The following is an 18,394-nucleotide window of genomic DNA, read 5'->3' as shown; positions in this document are numbered from 1 at the left end:
TAATAGTAAAGGAGAATTTATTATGAATGCAATTGATCTTAGTATATTAAATTTGAAAGAAACGAGAAGGCGCTCAGAAAAGTTATGGAATTCTCTTCCTAATAATTTTCTTAATTGGAAGCCTGATCCTGAGGCTATGTCCTTTGGTGAGATGATTCGTCATGTGTGGAGTTCAACTTTTTACTATCATATGATTATAAAAAACAACGGTTCAATAAACGACATACGTATCCCGTATGATGACGAGCCGATTACTTGTGTAAAAAAAGAAATTGAATTGGCACAATCATACTTTACTGACTTCATAGAATATGTTCAATCAATAAGCATAGCCGAGCTAGATTCAAGACTTATTGATAGAAGCGATGTTGGCTATCAACGATATTTAGGCGATATGCTATTACGAATTGCCTATCATGATGCGGTCCATGCAGGTCAATTTTTACAATATTTACGAATGGTTAACTTAGAAAGACCATTAATTTGGGATTAAATACGAAAAATGTTTATACAACCTCCAAACTGGCATTACAATAAGAATTTTTCAACAAGAAACAATCAAAAAACCATGATAATCATTTATATTAAAAACCTACATCTCAACTAAGTACTTCATACACATAAAAAGCACGGGTTTGATTACTAATCAAACCCGTGCTTTCAAAACAACTATAATATCCATAAACAATAAAATGTAAGCTTTAAAAACTACGACCGAAACGCCGCATCCGCCAACATAGACAATGTTGCATCATCCATCGGTGGATTATGCAGTCCTGCTCTGACGTTTAAATAGTAACGATGGAGCGGATTTTTTTCTGATAAACTTTTTGCCCCTACGATGCGCATCGATTTATCCACTATAGATATCGCCGCATTTGTTACAGCATATTTCACGGCTGCTAATTCTGCTTGCAGTGATAGTTTATCTTCTGCCTCATCGTACCTTTTCGCAATTTGATATAAAAAGACGCGAGCTTGCATAAGCTCGAGTTCTAATTCTCCAACTAATCTTCTAACATTCGGCAATAAACTAATAGAATGGTTTAAACTGTTTGGCTTGTATGATTCCGCAAATTGAACTGCATAATTTCTTGCTGATTGTGCAATTCCTAAATAACATGCTGGTATATGTAGCAACCAGCCAACACCCTTTTGTTTTACTTTCCCGCCTTTTATATCTGTAAAAAAGCGACTTTCTATCTCTACATTTTGTAAGACAAGGTCGTGGCTAGCAGTCCCTCGCATTGCAACGCTATCCCACGTTTCTTCAATAGATACACCGAGTGTATTTCTTGGAATAACAAACTCACCAACTTCTTCTTGGCCTTCCATACTTGCTGAAATAATAAAATAATCAAGTACTGGCGCCATCGTTGTAAAAGTTTTTCTTCCATTTATAACCCACTTCTCGCCTTGTTGAACCGCTATTGTTTCTGGTTTGCCGCCACGCGTCGGACTCCCTGTTTTCGGTTCTGTTGCTGCCCTGTTAAAGAGCGCACCATTACGTACTTCTTCGCAAAACCATTTGAACATCTCATCATTCCAAGAGCGATTTTCCGCTAGCTCTTTCACAATGCCAAGATGCCAGCCAATCGATAATGCAGTAGCTCCGCAGCCTTCCGCGATTTTCTCTTGAAATAAAACAAAGTCATATAAAGAAATCGCACTACCACCAAATTCCTTCGGTAACGTTAATTTCGTATATCCGATATCTTTCAAATCATTTATATTTTCATACGGAAATGATCCCAATTCACTTAGCTGATGCTCCCTTTCCATGAACTTCGGAATCAATTTATTTATTTGTGCAATAATGAAAGATTGTTCTTCTGTTTCAACAAATGAGAGTGCCATACTATAATCTCCTTTATGTTCGATTCATCAACCGCTCACTTTTTCATTATGATTATATGAAGCTACCTCTCTATTGTTTCACTATTCCGATAAAAATACAATGTTTTTGACTAATAAGAAAAGTTCCTATTTAAGGATAGGTTCTTTTCTTATGTTAATCTCCCTTCAATGCCTTTAATGGCAAAGAGGTTACATATCCAATATACGAGAATAATTCTTTAAAGAAGAATGGAATTTCTGTGTCTAACGTTTTATATGCTGATGTCGGCGTTGGTGAAGCATACGCTTCAATATTAATATGTTTTGCAATTCTCATTGCGCGTTTCATATGAAGTGGATCACTTACAATCGTGTATGTGCGTATTCCGTTCTCTATTCCAACTTGCTTCGCATTTTTTAAATTTTCTTCAGTGAAAAGGGATTTAGTTTCAATTAAAATATCTTCCTCTTTTACACCTTGTTTCATTGCATATACTCTTGCAGTACGTGCTTCCTCAAGTTCTGCTTCGAACTTTGTACCACCTGTAAAAATAATCTTTTTAATATTTCCGTTCTTATATAAAGAAATCGCATGATTAATTCTTTCTTTAAATACAGGAGATGGTTTTCCGTTCCACGAAGCTGCTCCTAGTACGATACCAGCATCCGTTTTCACGTCATCATTTGCTTTAAAACGATAACTCCAAATATCGTAAGCTGCATAACTTACATATAAAATAGCAGAACAAATCATTAGTAAAAATACTTGAAAGATTCGTCTTTTCTTACTCTTCTTATTTTCTTTCATTTGTAATTGCCTCCGTACATCATCCATACTTCTATAAAAAACATTTATATCAAATCGTTTTGTTTGAGTTTATTTAAAAGAAGGAACTTTACTTGTTATTTATGTATAAAAGGGTTTTCATTTAAAATTGAGGATTATCAATTCATTTTCATTTGCGGTTTTCATTACATTTTTTAAATTCATAAGTTTATTACCATACAACTACATTGTAACGAATTTTTTCTCAGAAGGGAACGATGAAACAAAAGGAATTAAAATAAAGTAGCATTTTGTAAGAAAAAAGGTATATTTTTCATATGTCACGAACAATATACCTTTCAAAACACGAATTATAACTTTTCTTTATATAACTCTAATTTTTCTAACAATTGTTCTTTTACGCCTGGCCATTCACTCGAGATAATACTGTACACCACCGCATCTCTCACATAACCATTCGGTAATTTTCTTTCATTTCGAAGCACACCCTCTTTTACTGCTCCTAACCTTTCAATTGCTCGTTGTGCTTTTTCATTTCTTGCATCCGTCTTAATTTGCACTCTCAGCATATGCAGTTTTTCAAAAGCATACTGGAGAAGCATATACTTACACTCTGAATTTATACTCGTACGTTGCACACTCGGATGATACCACGTTTGCCCTAACTCAACTGTCTTATCTTCTACTGAAATATTATATAAACGTGTACTTCCTACAATCTTATTCGACTGTTGATCTACGGTTACGAAAGGTATTTGAGTACCTCTTCCGTAACCTTTTATCGCTTTTTGAACGTATTGTTGCATATCTTGCACACTATCCATTTTAGAGATTAAATACGCCCAAATAGCCCGATTTCCTTCTACAATCGAAAACAAAGTTTCGACATCAGTATTATCCATTAACCGCAACTTTGCTCTTTCGTGAATAATTTCCATTTTTAAGCCCCCTTTGTTGTTACTATATCATAAGAATATAAAACGTATTATAAGAATATAAAAAATATAGAGCAAAGAATTCTTTTCAAATATATTCTTCTCGTATAAGGTAGGAAGACCTATCAGTAACCCTTAAAAAAATAATTTTTTGATAATTTCCAATAAATTCTATATAATGATAAACGGGAGGGGATAAAAAATGCTAGATCAAATTACTTGGGGAACGCCAGGCAGCTTATTATGCTTAGGGTTCTTTTTTGCGGGACTAGGAATCTTCTTAAGAAGCGTTACGTCGTATACGAAAAATAAATAAGAATATCCCGCTTTTAAACAAAAAAAGCCCTCTTTTTACAGACGGCTTCTTTTGTTTAACTTTACCTTATTAAAACTTCAAAGCAACAAATAAGCAATCGGCGTAATAATAAGCAACGTTAAAATCGTTCTCTGCACATATAAAATAATAAGTTCAGATACTTTTAACGGAATATCTGTTGATAATATACAAGGAATGGAAGCGGAGAAAAACAAAATAGATGATACGGAAACAACTGCAATAACAAACTTTGTCACAATTGGTGCACTTACTACTAATAATGACGGTAAAAACATTTCTGCAATGCCAACTGATGCGGCTTTAGCAGCTAAGTCTGCTTCCGGTAATTGTAATAGCCATGTAAATGGATAGAAAATATAACTAATCCAATCAAATATTGGCGTAAACTTCGCTAAGACGATACCAATTAATCCTACTGACATAATAGATGGTAAAATTCCCATCGTCATAATAAATCCATCTTTTAAATTCACTGCAATATTTTTCATAATGCTCGGTGCAAATTTTGATACTTCTAACGCATCTTCCCAAGCACGTTCTAACATTTTCTCTTTATAAACAGGCTCTGGGAACCCTTCTTCTGTTACATATGTATCTGGTTTTCTACTAAGGGGTGGGATTCTTACGGTGATAGCAGTCACGATGAATGTTACAACAAGCGTAGTCCAAAAATAAACATTCCATAAATGCATAATATCTAATGTTTTTGCGATGATGATCATAAATGTAGCGGATACTGTAGAAAATCCTGTAGCGATAATCGCCGCTTCTTTTGTCGTATACTTTCCTTCTTTATACACGCGATTCGTAATAAGGAGAGCAAGCGAATAACTTCCAACGAAGGACGCAACTGCATCAATCGCCGATCTCCCCGGCGTATTCCATAATGGCCTCATAATCGGCCGACAAAATGTACCGATAAATTCAAGCAATCCATATCCGACTAATAACGCTAAAAACGCCGAGCCAATTGGAACGAGCAAACTTACTGATATGACTAGCTTCTCATACAAAAACGGTCCAACATCTGGCGCAAAGAACCAAGCTGGTCCTACTTTTAAACAATATAATATGCCAAATACAACGCCAACTACTTTTAAAATAGAAAAACAAATGTCTACGATAGATGCATTCCATTTCTTCGTATAAAATGGATAAATCGCACCAATCGCCATAACGAACAATGCATAATAAGGTACTACGCCTGGAACCGAAGCCCTAATCCACGATACGATATGATCAATCATAATAGACGATGCACCGTTTATCGTAACAGGAACGAAAAACATAAACACTCCAACGAGACTAGCAAGTATAAACCGAAGAATAATCCCCTTCTCTCGCCCTGTCTTAATTACATTACTCTTTAATTCAATTTCACTCAAAATTCGACACCTCCTATTATCTAAATATTCTGTATAATTATGTTATATTCCTTCTTTCCATTTCTACTATTTAATCATATGAAAAAGCCTATTTTAAAATAGGCTTTTCTATTACCTCTCATAATCATCCACAATCACTTGAATGATACGATACGATTCTTCTGCTACTTTTTCATTACTATCCCTATTCGTATCATATGTAATTAACGCCTTCCAAAGTGCCCATCCTCTTGCTCTATTCCATGTTTCTTCATTCATACGTAACACTTCTTTAAATACGTTTCTGCTATTCTTATCAAAAAAAGTCCATGCCATCGCTGCATCACAAGCCGGATCCCCTACTCCTAAAATACCAAAATCAATTACGGCACAAAGCTTTCCCTCTTTAACGAGTAAATTCCCCGGTGCTACATCTCCATGAACCCAAACTGGCTTACGGTCCCATGTTGAACTAAGTGCTACATTCCAAAGGTGCTTTAATAATGCCTCGTCAAAAACATCCTTATTATTTTCAATAGCAACTCTCGCCTCTTCATCATATACAGATATAAGTCCGCCTCGGTAAAAATTATGTGTTCCAGCTAAAGGTCCGTTACTCGCATTGATAGATTGCAATTCTACTAAAAAAGATCCTAAGTCCGCCGCAAATTCATTTAAATCCCGAACGTTTTGTTTCGTAACTGTTTCTCCCTCTATCCACTTATTAATAGACCAAGGCAATGGATACGCTTCAGACGGATTTCCTTTCGCAAGTGGGGTAGAAATCGGTAAAGAAAGCCCCTTACTTAATATAGGAAGCCAACTATTTTCTTTCTCTACTTGCGGTGCATATGCCGCATCACTTGGCAATCTTACACTCATCTCATACCCTAAGTGAAACGTCCTATTATCATGCCCACTAAACTTTACAGGTTTCACTTCTAAATGGGCCCATTCGGGAAACTGTTCCTGTATTAACTTTTCAACTAAACTTACGTTAATTGGATGCATTCACATTCTCCTTTTCTTTTGAAACTTACTAAGCCCATCCGTACTTCCAACATATTCAAAACCATTTTTCTTATAAAAATCATTTAACGTACGATTATGCCCCACGCAATCTAACTTCAAATACTCTTTGTCATGTTGCACATTCTCTTCTATCCACTGTAAAATCCATTCTCCAATTCCGTTCCCCTTATACTTCCGTTTCACCGCAAATCTATGAATATATAATGAATTAGAAACTTCCTCTTTACCAAAAATATGTTCATCCCATTCATTTTGTTTAGGAGAAACTGTAATCGTACCAACTATTTCATCTTCTTTCATAACAATATACGTATATTTCTCTCTTATACATTCTAGTATTTCAGCCGTAGCTTCCTCTCCTAAAAGATACTGCCACTGATCCACTTCTTTATATTGTAGCCATTGTGCTACTTCTTTTAATAGAGTAATAATGCTATCGCTTTCCTCTTCAGTAGCAGTTCGAATTGTATATTCTTTAACTGTATTTCTCTCCATATCGCTGTTCCCCTTTCCTATCGCTATCATACTGATAAACGCGTTCTACCGTCATTTTCGTCGGTAACGTATTCAACATAATAACCTTGATTCCTTGCGTTTTCATACATCAATTCAATCTGTTTTTGATCTTTAGCGTAAATTGTGACGTATGTACAATCCGCAACTAGTAAAACTAATTCACACTTACTCTCTTTAAATTCTTCATATGTTTCAATATCTACTACTTCCTCTCCTTTTGAATACGCTTTTAAATCTGCAAAAATAACATAATATATATTGTCTTTAAATAATATTTTCAAATCTGATCCTTCCACTATACTTGGTTCTTCTGGAAATAATGCCTCATCCAATCCACCTCGTGCTATTAAGTATGACTCCTCACTCCCTACCCACCAATCATATGAAGAAATATCAATTGGCTTTAACACTTTCCAAAGTAAATTATCATATTCATTTGGAATATCTACTGTAATTCCTCTTTTCATTTATTTGCTCCTAGCTTATTTATTTTCGTTTTCATTTCATACATTATATACCAAATTCAATTACCATATTTTGTCGATATCTATGTAACTTGTATTTCACCGCGAAAAAAAACCGTCCCACTACTTATGAAACGGTTTCTTTATGCTTATTAAGTTTTTCATGCAATTGTTGCACTGCGCTTTAAAATAAATTCTAATATATTCATCACATCAGCCATTTATTCTTAATGCTCACTTCGTCTTCACAAAATAATATAAAAACCACACCGCATGATTTTGTTCATCGGCAGCTATTCTGCGCAATAACTCTTTCATATGTGCATCCGATGCTTCATCTGAAATTTCCAAGTAAAAATCTACTGTCTTCTGTTCATCTTGTATTGCGAATTCTAATCCTTGTAAGTACGTATTTGGACATTCTTCTGTAATTTGTGGTTTAGGCTGCTGACCAGTTAAATTTGTATAGATCTGTACAAAATGATGGAAATGCTTTATTTCATCGTTACGAATTTCAAGAATTTGATTTCGTTCCGCCGCATTTGGAGCCATGTTGGCTAATTTCGCATAGCAACTTATTGCACTAAACTCTCCATTAATTGCTTTCTCAATATCACGAATCAACTTATCATTTTGCCTATACCAATCATAATCATTCGAATTATACATCGTATCCCCTCCATTATTTCACATAACATTTTATGCAATTTGAAATAGCAGGAGCATGTATATAAAAGGAAAACGCAAATCCGAACTCTTCAATTAAAAAACCTATCTATCACTACTTTATTTTCCTATAGAGTAATAATGAATTCAAAAAAAACCGGTTCACTAATAGTGAACCGGTTTTATCTTTTACACATTTCATTTATACACAACTTTAAAATAGGAATAAACAGTTAATACATAATACCCAAAGTAAATTATGCAATATGCACCACTACTAATTAAAATTGGAATAATGATGTTATTTATAGGTATATTGTTAATTATCGGTATCGCAAATAAGCTATGAACAAGTCCGACTATTAGAGGTGAAATAAAACTAAAGCTAACTTGTTTCGAAATTGACTTTCTTACCTCTTTTTTCGTAACACCTATTTTCCGAAGAGTTTCATAATATCTCTGATTAGCATACGCTTCAGATAATTGTTTATAATATATAATTGAACCTGTCGCCAAAACAAATATTCCCCCTAAAAAACTTCCAATAAATAACGCAACTCCATACAGTTGCATAAAATCTCCTTTTGTTTCAGATTGCCCTACATAATACCCTGCTGCGACTGTACTAATTGCCGTTAAAGCTGTAGCGCTTAATATAGCAATTGTTGCAAGTAACTTAGCGTTCCCTTTTACTCGGTATAGTAATTGCGAAATGTTTATTATATTTATACCGCTATAAAATATTTCTCTTTTACTTCTAATTTTCTTTAAAACAATAACTGTATAAGAAGTGAATAGAAAATATGTCCCAAAAACAACTAAAAGCAAAATAAAAACTGGAATCATTATAGGATTTATAATAGGGTTCATAGGATCAATGGGATTCCGCACAATATTTACTACTTCACGGAAGAAGCCTGCTAATATATATCCTAATCCCATTAAAATAAGACCTATATACGCCCTAAGTACAGAACCTTTTGGCATCCGTTCTCCTTGATGATTAGCTTGAAACATTTCAATCAATGGAAATTTATAAATAATGCGAGAGTTTTTCCATGCTGTATATAATAAAATAGATAAAAAGACGATGAACGTGTCTATTATTGCTTTTATAGATAACTCAAAATGAATAGGTACATTTAATTTCATTAAACTCATTAGCAGCTCTAAAAATAACTTAAAACTCATACTGCCAATCAGTATGCCAACTACTAAAGCAAAGCCTCCCATTATCATAGTCTCACAAAATAACATCGTACCAATTTGTTTTTTAGTTATTCCTAGTAAAGAATATAATCCTACCTCTTTTTTACGTTTCCTTATAAAAAAATTAGTAGAATAAATAATAAATATGGCTATAAAAATAATGAGAATCACTTTTGAAGATTGAAGAACACTATTAATCATCACATTATTAACCATTTCTTTTTTTATTTGAGTACTATATCGAAGTGATGCAAATATAAAATAGATAAGCATACTTGAAGCTAACGATACAAAATAAAGTATATACTCTTTAAAATTACGCCGTATGTTACGTTGAACTATATCAAATAAATTCATTTATCTGAACCTCCAGGAAATAATTGATGTAAAATATGACAAAGGGCACAGCTAGATAAGGTCACCAGCCAGCCCTCCAGAAATAGAAGACATTACATCAATGACTTTTTGAAAACACCTTACTAAAAAATTACCTTTTCACTTATTCATATCGCAAACACTCAATCGGATCTAATTTAGCCGCTTTATTAGCCGGCAGTATGCCAAAGACAATACCAATTGACATCGATATTCCAACTGAGAGTAATCCAAGACTTACAGAAATAACTAGTGGCCATTCACCTATTGATGAAGCGATCCAAGCAAAAAACATACCTAATCCAAAACCAATCGCCCCGCCTAATGACGTTAAAATACATGCTTCGATGAGAAATTGTGTTAATATTTTTCCTCTCGTTGCACCGAGCGCTTTTCGAATACCTATTTCACGTGTACGCTCTGTAACGGATACTAACATAATATTCATCACACCAATACCACCTACAAGTAAGGAAATCCCAGCAATACTAGCAAATACTATTTTCATCGTTCGTGTTGACTCTTCTATTTTTTGACCATATGCTTTCGTATCCTCCACTGTAAAAGAATGCTCAAATTCTGGGGATTTCAATTCATTCAATACAGATATAGCTTGTTTTTCTACAGCCTCTCGCTCACTTGGAGAAGATAACTTAATTTTCACTGTATCGTATTCCTCAATCCCTGCAATTAAAGATGCATTGTCGATAGATGTATATCCTTCATACAATTTAAATTGACGTTGAAAACCGTCTTCATATTTGTACACCCCGACAACTTTATATGGTTTTCCTTTTATATCTATATACAAATAATCTTTCCAAGTATCAAATAGTGTTTTAAATAAATCTTCAGCTACAATTACAACAGGAATTGGCTTTTTCAGTTCATCCGTTGTTAACTCTCGCCCATGCACCATCTTCATTTTAAAGTCCTGCATAAAGTTTCCTGTTCCCCCATTTAAACTAAAGGAAACATTTTTTGATCCCGTATATACTTTTACGTCCCTATGCACATTGGGATACACATCTTTTACACCTCGTATCACTTGCAATTGCTTTACCATATGTGGTGTAATTTTTGCTTTTTCTGTCGGAAAATCCGGGTTGAAGTATTCTATTTTAAGTTCATCCATATGCTGATTCTCTGCAAGTTCCTTTTGCATCTTTGCAGTCTGTCCATCTCCCATTGAAATAATTGTAATAATTGCACTTATTCCAATAATAATACCTAGCATTGTTAATATAGATCGCATTTTATGCGCAAAAATAGAAGATATGGCCATGCGTATATTTTCATTCGTATTCAAATTTATTCTCTCCAATCTTGTACGATATTGCCGTCACGAATTACAATTTGACGTGCTGCTGCTTCTCCGATTTCACGATCGTGAGTAATCATAATAATCGTTGAACCTTGTTTATTTAATTCGTAAAAGAGCTCCATAATTTGTTCACTCGTTTTCGTATCAAGTGCACCAGTTGGTTCATCGGCTAAAATAAATTTCGGATTATTTACAATTGCACGCGCTACAGCAACACGCTGTTTTTGACCACCTGATAACTCACTTGGAAGATGAGTAGCACGTTCAGCTAACCCAACTTTCGTTAAAGCAGCTAACGAAAGCTCGCGTCTTTCTTTTTTATCAACTCCTGCATAAATAAGAGGTAATTCTACATTTTGAAGGGCTGTAAGCCTTGGTAGTAACATGAAATTTTGGAATACAAAGCCGATTTCTTTATTACGTACGTGTGCAAGTTCTGTTTCAGACATAGTTGAAATGTTTTGACCAGCTAGCTCATACGTACCTGCAGTTGGTTTATCTAAACAACCGATAATGTTCATTAAGGTTGACTTACCAGAACCTGATGGTCCCATAATGGAAGTGAATTCCCCCTGATTCAGTATTACATCGATTCCATGTAATATTTGGACGGACTCTGTACCGTTTTGAAAAGATTTCGTGATGTCTTTTAAATGAATCATTTTGTGTTAACCTCCATACCATCTTTTACATTTTTCATAGGTTCAGAGATAATTTGTACACCTTTTTTCACTCCAGAAACTTTTGCTTCATGATCCGTTTCAAATTCAACCGTAACTACTTGTTCTTTCGCTTTTCCATCTTTGACAACGAATACAACATCTTTGTCACCTTTTTTCACCATACTGCTTTTCGGAACGATTGTACCTGTTGCTTCGCCTGTTTTATTTGTCACGTTTACGTGGAAACCGTTTTGTAATCCTTCACTCTCGTTTAATGTAACAGTGAATGGATAGCTAGAAACTCTTTTGTTTTCATCCATATTCTTTACTGGTGTAGATCCGATTTCTGTAACTTTTCCTGACCACGTCTTACCAGATACAGTTTTTGATGAAACTATTACTTCTTGTCCAACTTTCACACTCGCAAGCTCATATTCAGACAGTTGACCTTTTACTTTAAATGGACCAGCGTGACGAAGCGTAATCCCACTCATTCCAGCATCATTATTTTTGACGATGTCATCAATTACACCATCAGCCGGGCTCGTTACTGAAAGTGTGTTTACTTTCTCTTTTGCTGCTTTAATCATTTCATCAGCTTTTTCTACTTCAAACCTTTTCATTTCAATTTGTGATTCTAATTGTTGTACTTCGATTTCTGACGCTTTTAACGTTCCCTCAGGAAGACCAGCGTTTTTATCTTTTTTTAATTTCTGCTTCGCTGCATCCATTTGTTTCTGATGCAATGTTACTTCTTTTTGCGCAATTTTCTTTTGCATTTCCGCTTCTGTTACACCTTGTTTAGTAATTGGGTCATTATATTTAAAAAGAAGTTGCCCTTTTTTTATTTCATCACCTTTTTTAACAGCTATTTCATACGTACCTTTTGTTGGATCGAATGAAATTGTTTCTATACCATTTGGGATAACCTCTCCGCCTAATTTTTGCTCCTCCTCTATTTGTTTTTCTGTCACTTCATATGTTTTATAAGTTTCAACTGGTTCAGATTCTCCTGCAAATGTCATATACGACCCTACTCCTAAACCAATTGTGACCATACCAACGATGACTAGTTTTTTTGCTTTCTTCATATCATAATATCCTCACTTTTTCATGTGTTTTACTTTTAGAAACTGTACGTCCTTTTCTTTAATAATTTTTGAACGTTTTTGAAAATGATATATAAAGCCTCGTACATACTATGTACAATATAAAAAGCCCCACTTTTTCATTACCAGTTCCTCCTTGACCTAACATACGTATAGGATAGAAAAAACTAATTAAATAAAAAGTGGGGTAAACATTAAATTTTTATTAAATTCTTGAACTCTCTTCTTTTGGCAATCTTACTTCAAATATTGTTCTAATTACATTACTTTCTGCTGAAATCGTTCCATTATGCTGTTCAACAATATTTTTTGCAATAAATAACCCAAGGCCTGTACCACCTTGTTGCCCTGTTCTTGCTTTATCACCTGTATAAAGCATGTCAAAAAGATAGGGCAAATCTTCTTCTGGAATGCTATCTCCGTAATTAATAATTTGTATGATAACCTCTCCATTTTCAATATATCCATTCATATCAATAAATTGGCCAGTATCTCCGTATCTAACCGCATTTGTTACAAGATTTTCAAATACTCGAGCTAACAAATTCCCGTCACCATAAATATATAAATGAGGATTAACATTCAACCTAGCTTCTAAATGATGTTTCTCCAATAATGGATATAATTCCTCATCTAATTGTATAAGCAATTCACTTATATTAATTGTTTTTTTATCTAACTTTAGCACGCCATAGTTCATTCGCGTAATTTCAAATAACTCATCAATTAAACTTTCAAGTCGCTGCGATTTCGCAAATGCAATCATAGAAAAATGTTTAATTTGCTCCTTCGATAAACTCTCATCTTTAAGAATTAAATCTAAATAACCTAAAACAGACGTTAAAGGCGTTCTTAAGTCATGAGCTAAATTAACAACGAGCTGATCTTTACTACTTTCTGCAAAGTCACCTCTCTCAACAGCCTCTTTTAGTTTTTCACTCGCTATATTTATTTCACGCGCAATCTCGCCAAATTCATCATTTGAAGTAATATGAACTCTCTTTGTAAAATCACCGTTAGCAAGATGGTGAATACCGTTAGAAATTTCATTAAAATATTTTAAGTATGGTTTTGTTAAAAAGAAAAAGAATACAACAGATAGTGGGATAAAACACATTAAAAAGAATTTAATATCTACAATTGGTCTAAATTGAGCTAAATAATCTTCGTAACGTACCATCGTTCTATAATAAAGCTGTAATACTTTATAAATTATATATGTTCCACCAGCTGCTAATACCATGCTTAGCGCAAACAAGGCAATCATTTTAAAACGAAAACTTCTCATCATGTTAGCCATTGAACGTATAACCTACCCCCCATACCGTTTTTATTAACTTATCCTTTCTTGTATCCTCCCCAATTTTTTTTCGTAAAGTACGAATATGTACCGCAACCGTACTTCCACCATCGTAATAATCACCCGTCCACACTTGCTGAAAAATGTGTTCCACACTGTACACTTTCTTCGGATGACTCGCTAATAAATATAAAATATCAAACTCTTTTGGAGTTAATTCAATTTGTTCGCCATATACATTTACCTTTCGTTGATCAAGATTAATAGCCACTCCGCTTGTTTCTAAAACGGATTTCTTCTCCTCTACTTTCGGTTGATTTAACGTAAGAAATCTGCGTAATTGTGCATTTACACGTGCAACTAATTCAATTGGTGAAAAAGGCTTTGTCATATAATCATCCGCACCTAGTACAAGACCTGTCACCTTATCAAAATCAGATGTTTTCGCGCTTAGGAAAATGATTGGCATATTATGTTTGATACGAATTTGTCTTGCTACTTCATAACCATCTATTTTTGGCATCATAATATCTAAAATAACTAAATCAATTGGTTGCGATTGAATGATAAGAACTGCTTCTTCTCCATCAGTAGCTTTCACAACATGATAACCTTCTTTTTCTAAATGTATCCCAATTAACTCCGCAATTTCCACCTCATCATCCGCTATTAATATTGAAATCTGCTTCATTTTACTCTTCCTCTCATTCCTTTTTCATACGTTCAATTTTAAACTAGTCTATTTGTTTATCCCCTCTTCAAAGAGCTTTATTATGAAATCCTTACTTTTTAAAAATAATCTTGAGTACTATATTTCTTTATGCATTTATTTTTGCATGTTTATATTTTGTTAACTTTGCAACACCCTCTACGATTTCACGTTGTGTGGTAGAAAATGCAGAAAAACTAACAAAATTAAAGCATATCAGAGATAATCATTATATAGTACAACAGGTTTTTCAGGAGGATTTCTACATCCCAAGCCTAGCTAAGGGACAGTTAGTTCAACAAACAACTAACTCCCTTTTCATTATATCAATATATTTTGTACACTTACATGTATTTCAACATAAAAAACTGCTCCACTACTAGTGAAACGGTTTTTCCTTTATTAATTTTTATGCATTCACTTCAGTTTTTTGTTCCTTTACTCCACTACGTTTGAAAGCAGTCGCTAAAATAATCATCAGACTTACTGCACCAATCCAAACGAGCACAGTAAGAGGTGTACTCCAGCTTAATCCTTTTCCGAAGAAGAATATTTCTCTAAGCCCTTCAATCATAAATCGCATTGGCAACCATGCGTACACCCAGTCTTGATAAAATGGTAACAACATTTCCGGTGCTAACGATAATAACGGTGCCCCGAAGAATAGTAAGAGAGCGAATACACCGATTCCCTTTAGTCCAACTAATGAAAGTACCGCCGATATCATTAAGAAGAAACTAAAGGATGTAATAGATAGAAACAGTGCCGTATCTGTGAAGTTCGAAATATTTACCCCTACCATACCATCCGCGATCCATGTAAGACCGAACCCAATGACAAATATGGCATCTGCTCATATTGGTGTGATTCAGCAATGGCTAAATAACGGGCAAAAAGAAACACCAGAGGAAATTGCTCACTTTTTATCAACAATCGCAGTTCATGGGCCTTTTTATGCAGCTGGCTTAAAGAAATAATTCAGCTATATAATAAAAGAACATCCACTATAATAGCGGATGTTCTTTTATTTCATTACAACACTTCAATATACCCTTCTGTTCCATGTACCCGAATTCGTTGTCCGTCTTTTATTAAATTCGTAGCATTCTCTACTCCAACAACTGCCGGTAATCCATATTCACGTGCAATTACTGCTCCGTGCGTCATAAGTCCGCCAACTTCAGTGACTAACCCTTTTATAGACACAAACAATGGTGTCCAGCCCGGATCAGTAAAAGCTGTAACTAATATGTCGCCCTCTTCTAAATTCGCTTCTTCCATGTTTAAAATAACGCGAGCTCTCCCCTCAATCACTCCTGAAGAAACAGGCAAACCTACAATCGCATCATCTGGGAGGTTTTCTCGTTTATATTTACCTGTAATGATTTCTCCATCAGACGTCATTATACGAGGAGGCATTAGTTTTTCATATAATTTGTAATCATTTTTTTGTTTTTGGATAAGCTCATAATCTAGTTTATTCGTGCGAACTACTTCGTGAAGTTCTTCAAAAGTTAAATAGTATATATCATCAACTTCATGAATGACACCGCTCTGCACAAGTTGCTCAGCTTCTTTCAGTAACGCTTGCTTATATATGAAATAACGATTAATCATACCGTATTTTGGATATTCACGATAGCCGATAAAATTACGGATATTACGAATCATTCGCTTCGTTTCTTCTACTTTTTGTTTTCCACCCGGTAAGTGCTGTAATCGATTTACTAACTCTTCTTCTTTTTTTAAAGCTTCTTGCAGTCCTTCTTCAAATTTCCGCTTACTCGCACCATATTCAAAATCTCTTATATTATTTAAAATCATCGGGATAATTGTAGTTGGCTTTTCACTCCAGCGCGTTTTCGTAATGTCGATTTCTCCGCTACATCTCATTCCGTATTTATTTAGAAAAGTTAGAATGGCATCTCGAGCTTCTTCTCCACCTTTAAACTGAACTATTTCATCCAAAAAGTTCTCATTTTCTACATGTTGTAAATACGTAATAACTTCTGGATATGACCGAATCACATCAGCGACATCCATTAATGCTAAACCCATTTCAGATGTAATATTATTTTGTACCGATTGAGAAAGCGTGTCTGCTGCATTTTTTTCGCCTAGCCATTGCTCCATTTTTTCATTCATCCATGCTGAAGCATTCATTCCTGCCATAATAACAGCGATACTTTGCGGGTTAAATAATACTTTTTTTAATTGCTGGATGTCTTCCAAAATAAAATTAAGTACATCCACCCCTGATTTCATTTGCATGTTTCGTTTTAACTCTTTGATTGATGCTTCACTATTCTGTATTAAATTCGTAACGATTGCCGGATTATTTTCGATTTCTGGTTGCGAATTTGCAAGTTGCTTATTTTTACTAACAATCTTTTCTTTTTCATCATCCGGCAACAATGTAATAAAATTATCTCGCTCGATTATAGTCGTTAATGCATCTCTTACGAGTGGATCTGATTTTCCTAAAGTGTTTATTAAGTAATTTCTGCTAGCAGGTGAAGCTAATTGTTGCGTAGCATCAACAAACAGCCGTCCTCCCGCTTTACGCATAGGAGCATTAGTCGTTAACAGGAAAAAAGATAACCCAAGTGGTTTCATCGCATCAGTCATCATTTGTTGATGGCCAACTGATATATATACATGATTTCCCCCATCATTTTCTTCAGGAATTGGATATAAAGTCGTAATGGGGCGACTTTGGACAATATAAAATGTATTATGGGCTAAACACCATTCAATATCTTGCGGACAACCAAAATAAGCTTCAATCTGTCTTCCGATACTTGCTAGTTGTAAAATTTGTTGTTCAGACAATGTTTGAAGTTTTTGCTGATTAGGAGCAATTTTCTTTCTCTCTGTTCCGCCTTCTTTTCGTCCATAGATGGCTAATTTTTTCGTTGCGATGACCTTTTCGACGATTTCATCTTCTTTTACCTTATAATTATCGGCAGAAACCAATCCAGATACTAGCGCCTCGCCAAGTCCAAAGCTGGCATCGATTGACAACACCTTCCTATTCGAAGTAATCGGATCCGCAGTAAATAAAATCCCTGAAGCCTCAGGGAAAACCATTTTTTGAATGACAACACATATAGAAACTTGATTATGTTCAAAACCATTTTGCATGCGGTACGTAACTGCTCGCTCTGTAAATAAAGACGCCCAGCACTTTCTTACATGCTGTAAAATCGCTTCTTCTCCAATAATATTTAAATACGTATCTTGTTGACCTGCAAATGAAGCATGCGGTAAATCTTCAGCCGTAGCACTCGAACGCACGGCATACGCATGTTCATTTCCAAAACGCGAGAGATAATGAGCTACTGCTTCCACTACATCAGTAGGGATTTCTACTGCCATAATGACTTCTCTAATCTTCTTACTCATTTCACCAATTTGAGCACGCTCTTCCATTTTCAACTTTGTTAGCTGCTGCAACAAAGTTTGAAGCTCTTCATTTTGCTCGATAGCCTTTTCATATCCTACCGTTGTAACACAAAAACCTTCGGGTACTTGTATACCTTGAATGTTTGTTAACTCCCCTAAATTCAATCCTTTTCCACCGACGAGAAAAAGCTGCGTTTTTTCTATTTCCTGAAAATCGAGAACGAAAGAACTCATGTAACATCTCTCCTTACTTTGCATGTGTACTTGATTGTAACAGTAGTAAATGAGAAGAAACAGTCTATTTCGAACTTGATTTACATGATATAATTAAGTTAGGAAGAGATTAAAAAATGCCCCAGTTGCA

General features: G+C 34.7%; 16 protein-coding genes and 2 pseudogenes. 2 read left to right on the top strand and 16 right to left on the bottom strand.

Going from position 1 to position 18,394, the window contains the following annotated elements; genetic code table 11:
* The first annotated feature begins 22 nt into the window (after window positions 1-22).
* Window positions 23-493: a DinB family protein gene (locus tag ACTFRY_RS09005; RefSeq protein ID WP_000991283.1), complete on the top strand. Its 471-nt coding sequence runs from the start codon at window positions 23-25 to the stop codon at window positions 491-493.
* 215 nt (window positions 494-708) lie between these two features.
* On the opposite strand, the gene ACTFRY_RS09000 is transcribed toward ACTFRY_RS09005, so the two are convergent.
* The 15 genes and pseudogenes from ACTFRY_RS09000 to ACTFRY_RS08930 form a co-directional block, all read right to left on the bottom strand.
* Window positions 709-1,857 (bottom strand): acyl-CoA dehydrogenase family protein, encoded by a 1,149-nt coding sequence (locus ACTFRY_RS09000; protein ID WP_098616794.1) that lies wholly within the window; start codon window positions 1,855-1,857, stop codon window positions 709-711.
* A 154-nt stretch (window positions 1,858-2,011) separates the two neighbouring features.
* On the bottom strand, window positions 2,012-2,644 hold the full coding sequence (locus ACTFRY_RS08995; protein WP_000662216.1) for a YdcF family protein: 633 nt from the start codon (window positions 2,642-2,644) through the stop codon (window positions 2,012-2,014).
* Window positions 2,645-2,973: 329 nt separating this feature from the next.
* On the bottom strand, window positions 2,974-3,561 hold the full coding sequence (locus ACTFRY_RS08990) for a GNAT family N-acetyltransferase (protein ID WP_000402581.1): 588 nt from the start codon (window positions 3,559-3,561) through the stop codon (window positions 2,974-2,976).
* A gap of 390 nt (window positions 3,562-3,951) precedes the next feature.
* A complete protein-coding gene (locus tag ACTFRY_RS08985; protein WP_098616795.1) occupies window positions 3,952-5,280 on the bottom strand; it encodes a YjiH family protein in 1,329 nt (442 codons plus the stop codon).
* A 111-nt stretch (window positions 5,281-5,391) separates the two neighbouring features.
* Entirely contained in the window at window positions 5,392-6,270 is an 879-nt protein-coding gene (locus ACTFRY_RS08980; protein WP_000553371.1) for an aminoglycoside phosphotransferase family protein, read from the bottom strand.
* Window positions 6,271-6,786, bottom strand: coding sequence for a GNAT family N-acetyltransferase (locus ACTFRY_RS08975; RefSeq protein WP_098616796.1), 516 nt, complete (start codon window positions 6,784-6,786; stop codon window positions 6,271-6,273).
* A 26-nt stretch (window positions 6,787-6,812) separates the two neighbouring features.
* Window positions 6,813-7,274: a DUF2691 family protein gene (locus tag ACTFRY_RS08970; RefSeq protein ID WP_000820206.1), complete on the bottom strand. Its 462-nt coding sequence runs from the start codon at window positions 7,272-7,274 to the stop codon at window positions 6,813-6,815.
* A 231-nt stretch (window positions 7,275-7,505) separates the two neighbouring features.
* A complete protein-coding gene (locus ACTFRY_RS08965; RefSeq protein ID WP_000282808.1) occupies window positions 7,506-7,940 on the bottom strand; it encodes a ferritin-like domain-containing protein in 435 nt (144 codons plus the stop codon).
* A gap of 195 nt (window positions 7,941-8,135) precedes the next feature.
* Window positions 8,136-9,503 carry an FtsX-like permease family protein gene (locus tag ACTFRY_RS08960; RefSeq protein WP_440032320.1) on the bottom strand — a complete coding sequence of 456 codons (1,368 nt, stop codon included), beginning with the start codon at window positions 9,501-9,503 and terminating at the stop codon, window positions 8,136-8,138.
* A gap of 142 nt (window positions 9,504-9,645) precedes the next feature.
* A complete protein-coding gene (locus ACTFRY_RS08955) occupies window positions 9,646-10,830 on the bottom strand; it encodes an ABC transporter permease (RefSeq protein ID WP_086392027.1) in 1,185 nt (394 codons plus the stop codon).
* Window positions 10,831-10,832: 2 nt separating this feature from the next.
* The gene (locus ACTFRY_RS08950; RefSeq protein WP_000581539.1) at window positions 10,833-11,507 is read right to left on the bottom strand and encodes an ABC transporter ATP-binding protein; all 675 of its coding nucleotides are present in this window, start codon (window positions 11,505-11,507) and stop codon (window positions 10,833-10,835) included.
* Window positions 11,504-12,598 (bottom strand): efflux RND transporter periplasmic adaptor subunit, encoded by a 1,095-nt coding sequence (locus ACTFRY_RS08945; protein ID WP_000709395.1) that lies wholly within the window; start codon window positions 12,596-12,598, stop codon window positions 11,504-11,506. The genes ACTFRY_RS08950 and ACTFRY_RS08945 overlap by 4 nt, the downstream gene beginning before the upstream one ends.
* 223 nt (window positions 12,599-12,821) lie before the next feature.
* Entirely contained in the window at window positions 12,822-13,916 is a 1,095-nt protein-coding gene (locus ACTFRY_RS08940) for a HAMP domain-containing sensor histidine kinase (RefSeq protein WP_000002612.1), read from the bottom strand.
* Window positions 13,909-14,607: a response regulator transcription factor gene (locus tag ACTFRY_RS08935; RefSeq protein WP_000809865.1), complete on the bottom strand. Its 699-nt coding sequence runs from the start codon at window positions 14,605-14,607 to the stop codon at window positions 13,909-13,911. Before ACTFRY_RS08935 ends, ACTFRY_RS08940 begins: the two co-directional genes overlap by 8 nt.
* A 427-nt stretch (window positions 14,608-15,034) precedes the next feature.
* Window positions 15,035-15,478: pseudogene (locus ACTFRY_RS08930) on the bottom strand (phage infection protein); the annotation flags it as partial.
* Here ACTFRY_RS08930 and ACTFRY_RS08925 point away from each other — a divergent pair.
* A pseudogene (locus tag ACTFRY_RS08925) lies at window positions 15,468-15,602 on the top strand (TetR-like C-terminal domain-containing protein); the annotation flags it as partial. The pseudogenes ACTFRY_RS08930 and ACTFRY_RS08925 overlap by 11 nt on opposite strands.
* A 55-nt stretch (window positions 15,603-15,657) precedes the next feature.
* Here the strand turns inward: ACTFRY_RS08925 and ppsA are convergent.
* Complete coding sequence (gene ppsA / locus ACTFRY_RS08920; protein WP_098616797.1) at window positions 15,658-18,264, bottom strand: phosphoenolpyruvate synthase; 2,607 nt, start codon at window positions 18,262-18,264, stop codon at window positions 15,658-15,660.
* Window positions 18,265-18,394: the final 130 nt, after the last annotated feature.

Source organism: Bacillus cereus group sp. MYBK195-1 (assembly GCF_051916605.1).
Classification (GTDB): domain Bacteria; phylum Bacillota; class Bacilli; order Bacillales; family Bacillaceae_G; genus Bacillus_A; species Bacillus_A cereus.
This window is presented reverse-complemented; position numbering and strand designations above follow the sequence as displayed.

Excerpts from the sequence above, each read along its gene's own strand:
- ACTFRY_RS08945 (WP_000709395.1), bottom strand. The coding sequence starts at position 12,598 with ATGAAGAAAGCAAAAAAACTAGTCATCGTTGGTATGGTCACAATTGGT.
- ACTFRY_RS08990 (WP_000402581.1), bottom strand. The coding sequence starts at position 3,561 with ATGGAAATTATTCACGAAAGAGCAAAGTTGCGGTTAATGGATAATACT.
- ACTFRY_RS08995 (WP_000662216.1), bottom strand. The coding sequence starts at position 2,644 with ATGAAAGAAAATAAGAAGAGTAAGAAAAGACGAATCTTTCAAGTATTT.
- ACTFRY_RS09000 (WP_098616794.1), bottom strand. The coding sequence starts at position 1,857 with ATGGCACTCTCATTTGTTGAAACAGAAGAACAATCTTTCATTATTGCA.
- ACTFRY_RS08960 (WP_440032320.1), bottom strand. The coding sequence starts at position 9,503 with ATGAATTTATTTGATATAGTTCAACGTAACATACGGCGTAATTTTAAA.
- ACTFRY_RS08935 (WP_000809865.1), bottom strand. The coding sequence starts at position 14,607 with ATGAAGCAGATTTCAATATTAATAGCGGATGATGAGGTGGAAATTGCG.
- ACTFRY_RS08940 (WP_000002612.1), bottom strand. The coding sequence starts at position 13,916 with ATGGCTAACATGATGAGAAGTTTTCGTTTTAAAATGATTGCCTTGTTT.
- ACTFRY_RS08965 (WP_000282808.1), bottom strand. The coding sequence starts at position 7,940 with ATGTATAATTCGAATGATTATGATTGGTATAGGCAAAATGATAAGTTG.
- ACTFRY_RS08970 (WP_000820206.1), bottom strand. The coding sequence starts at position 7,274 with ATGAAAAGAGGAATTACAGTAGATATTCCAAATGAATATGATAATTTA.
- ppsA (WP_098616797.1), bottom strand. The coding sequence starts at position 18,264 with ATGAGTTCTTTCGTTCTCGATTTTCAGGAAATAGAAAAAACGCAGCTT.
- ACTFRY_RS09005 (WP_000991283.1), top strand. The coding sequence starts at position 23 with ATGAATGCAATTGATCTTAGTATATTAAATTTGAAAGAAACGAGAAGG.
- ACTFRY_RS08980 (WP_000553371.1), bottom strand. The coding sequence starts at position 6,270 with ATGCATCCAATTAACGTAAGTTTAGTTGAAAAGTTAATACAGGAACAG.
- ACTFRY_RS08950 (WP_000581539.1), bottom strand. The coding sequence starts at position 11,507 with ATGATTCATTTAAAAGACATCACGAAATCTTTTCAAAACGGTACAGAG.
- ACTFRY_RS08975 (WP_098616796.1), bottom strand. The coding sequence starts at position 6,786 with ATGGAGAGAAATACAGTTAAAGAATATACAATTCGAACTGCTACTGAA.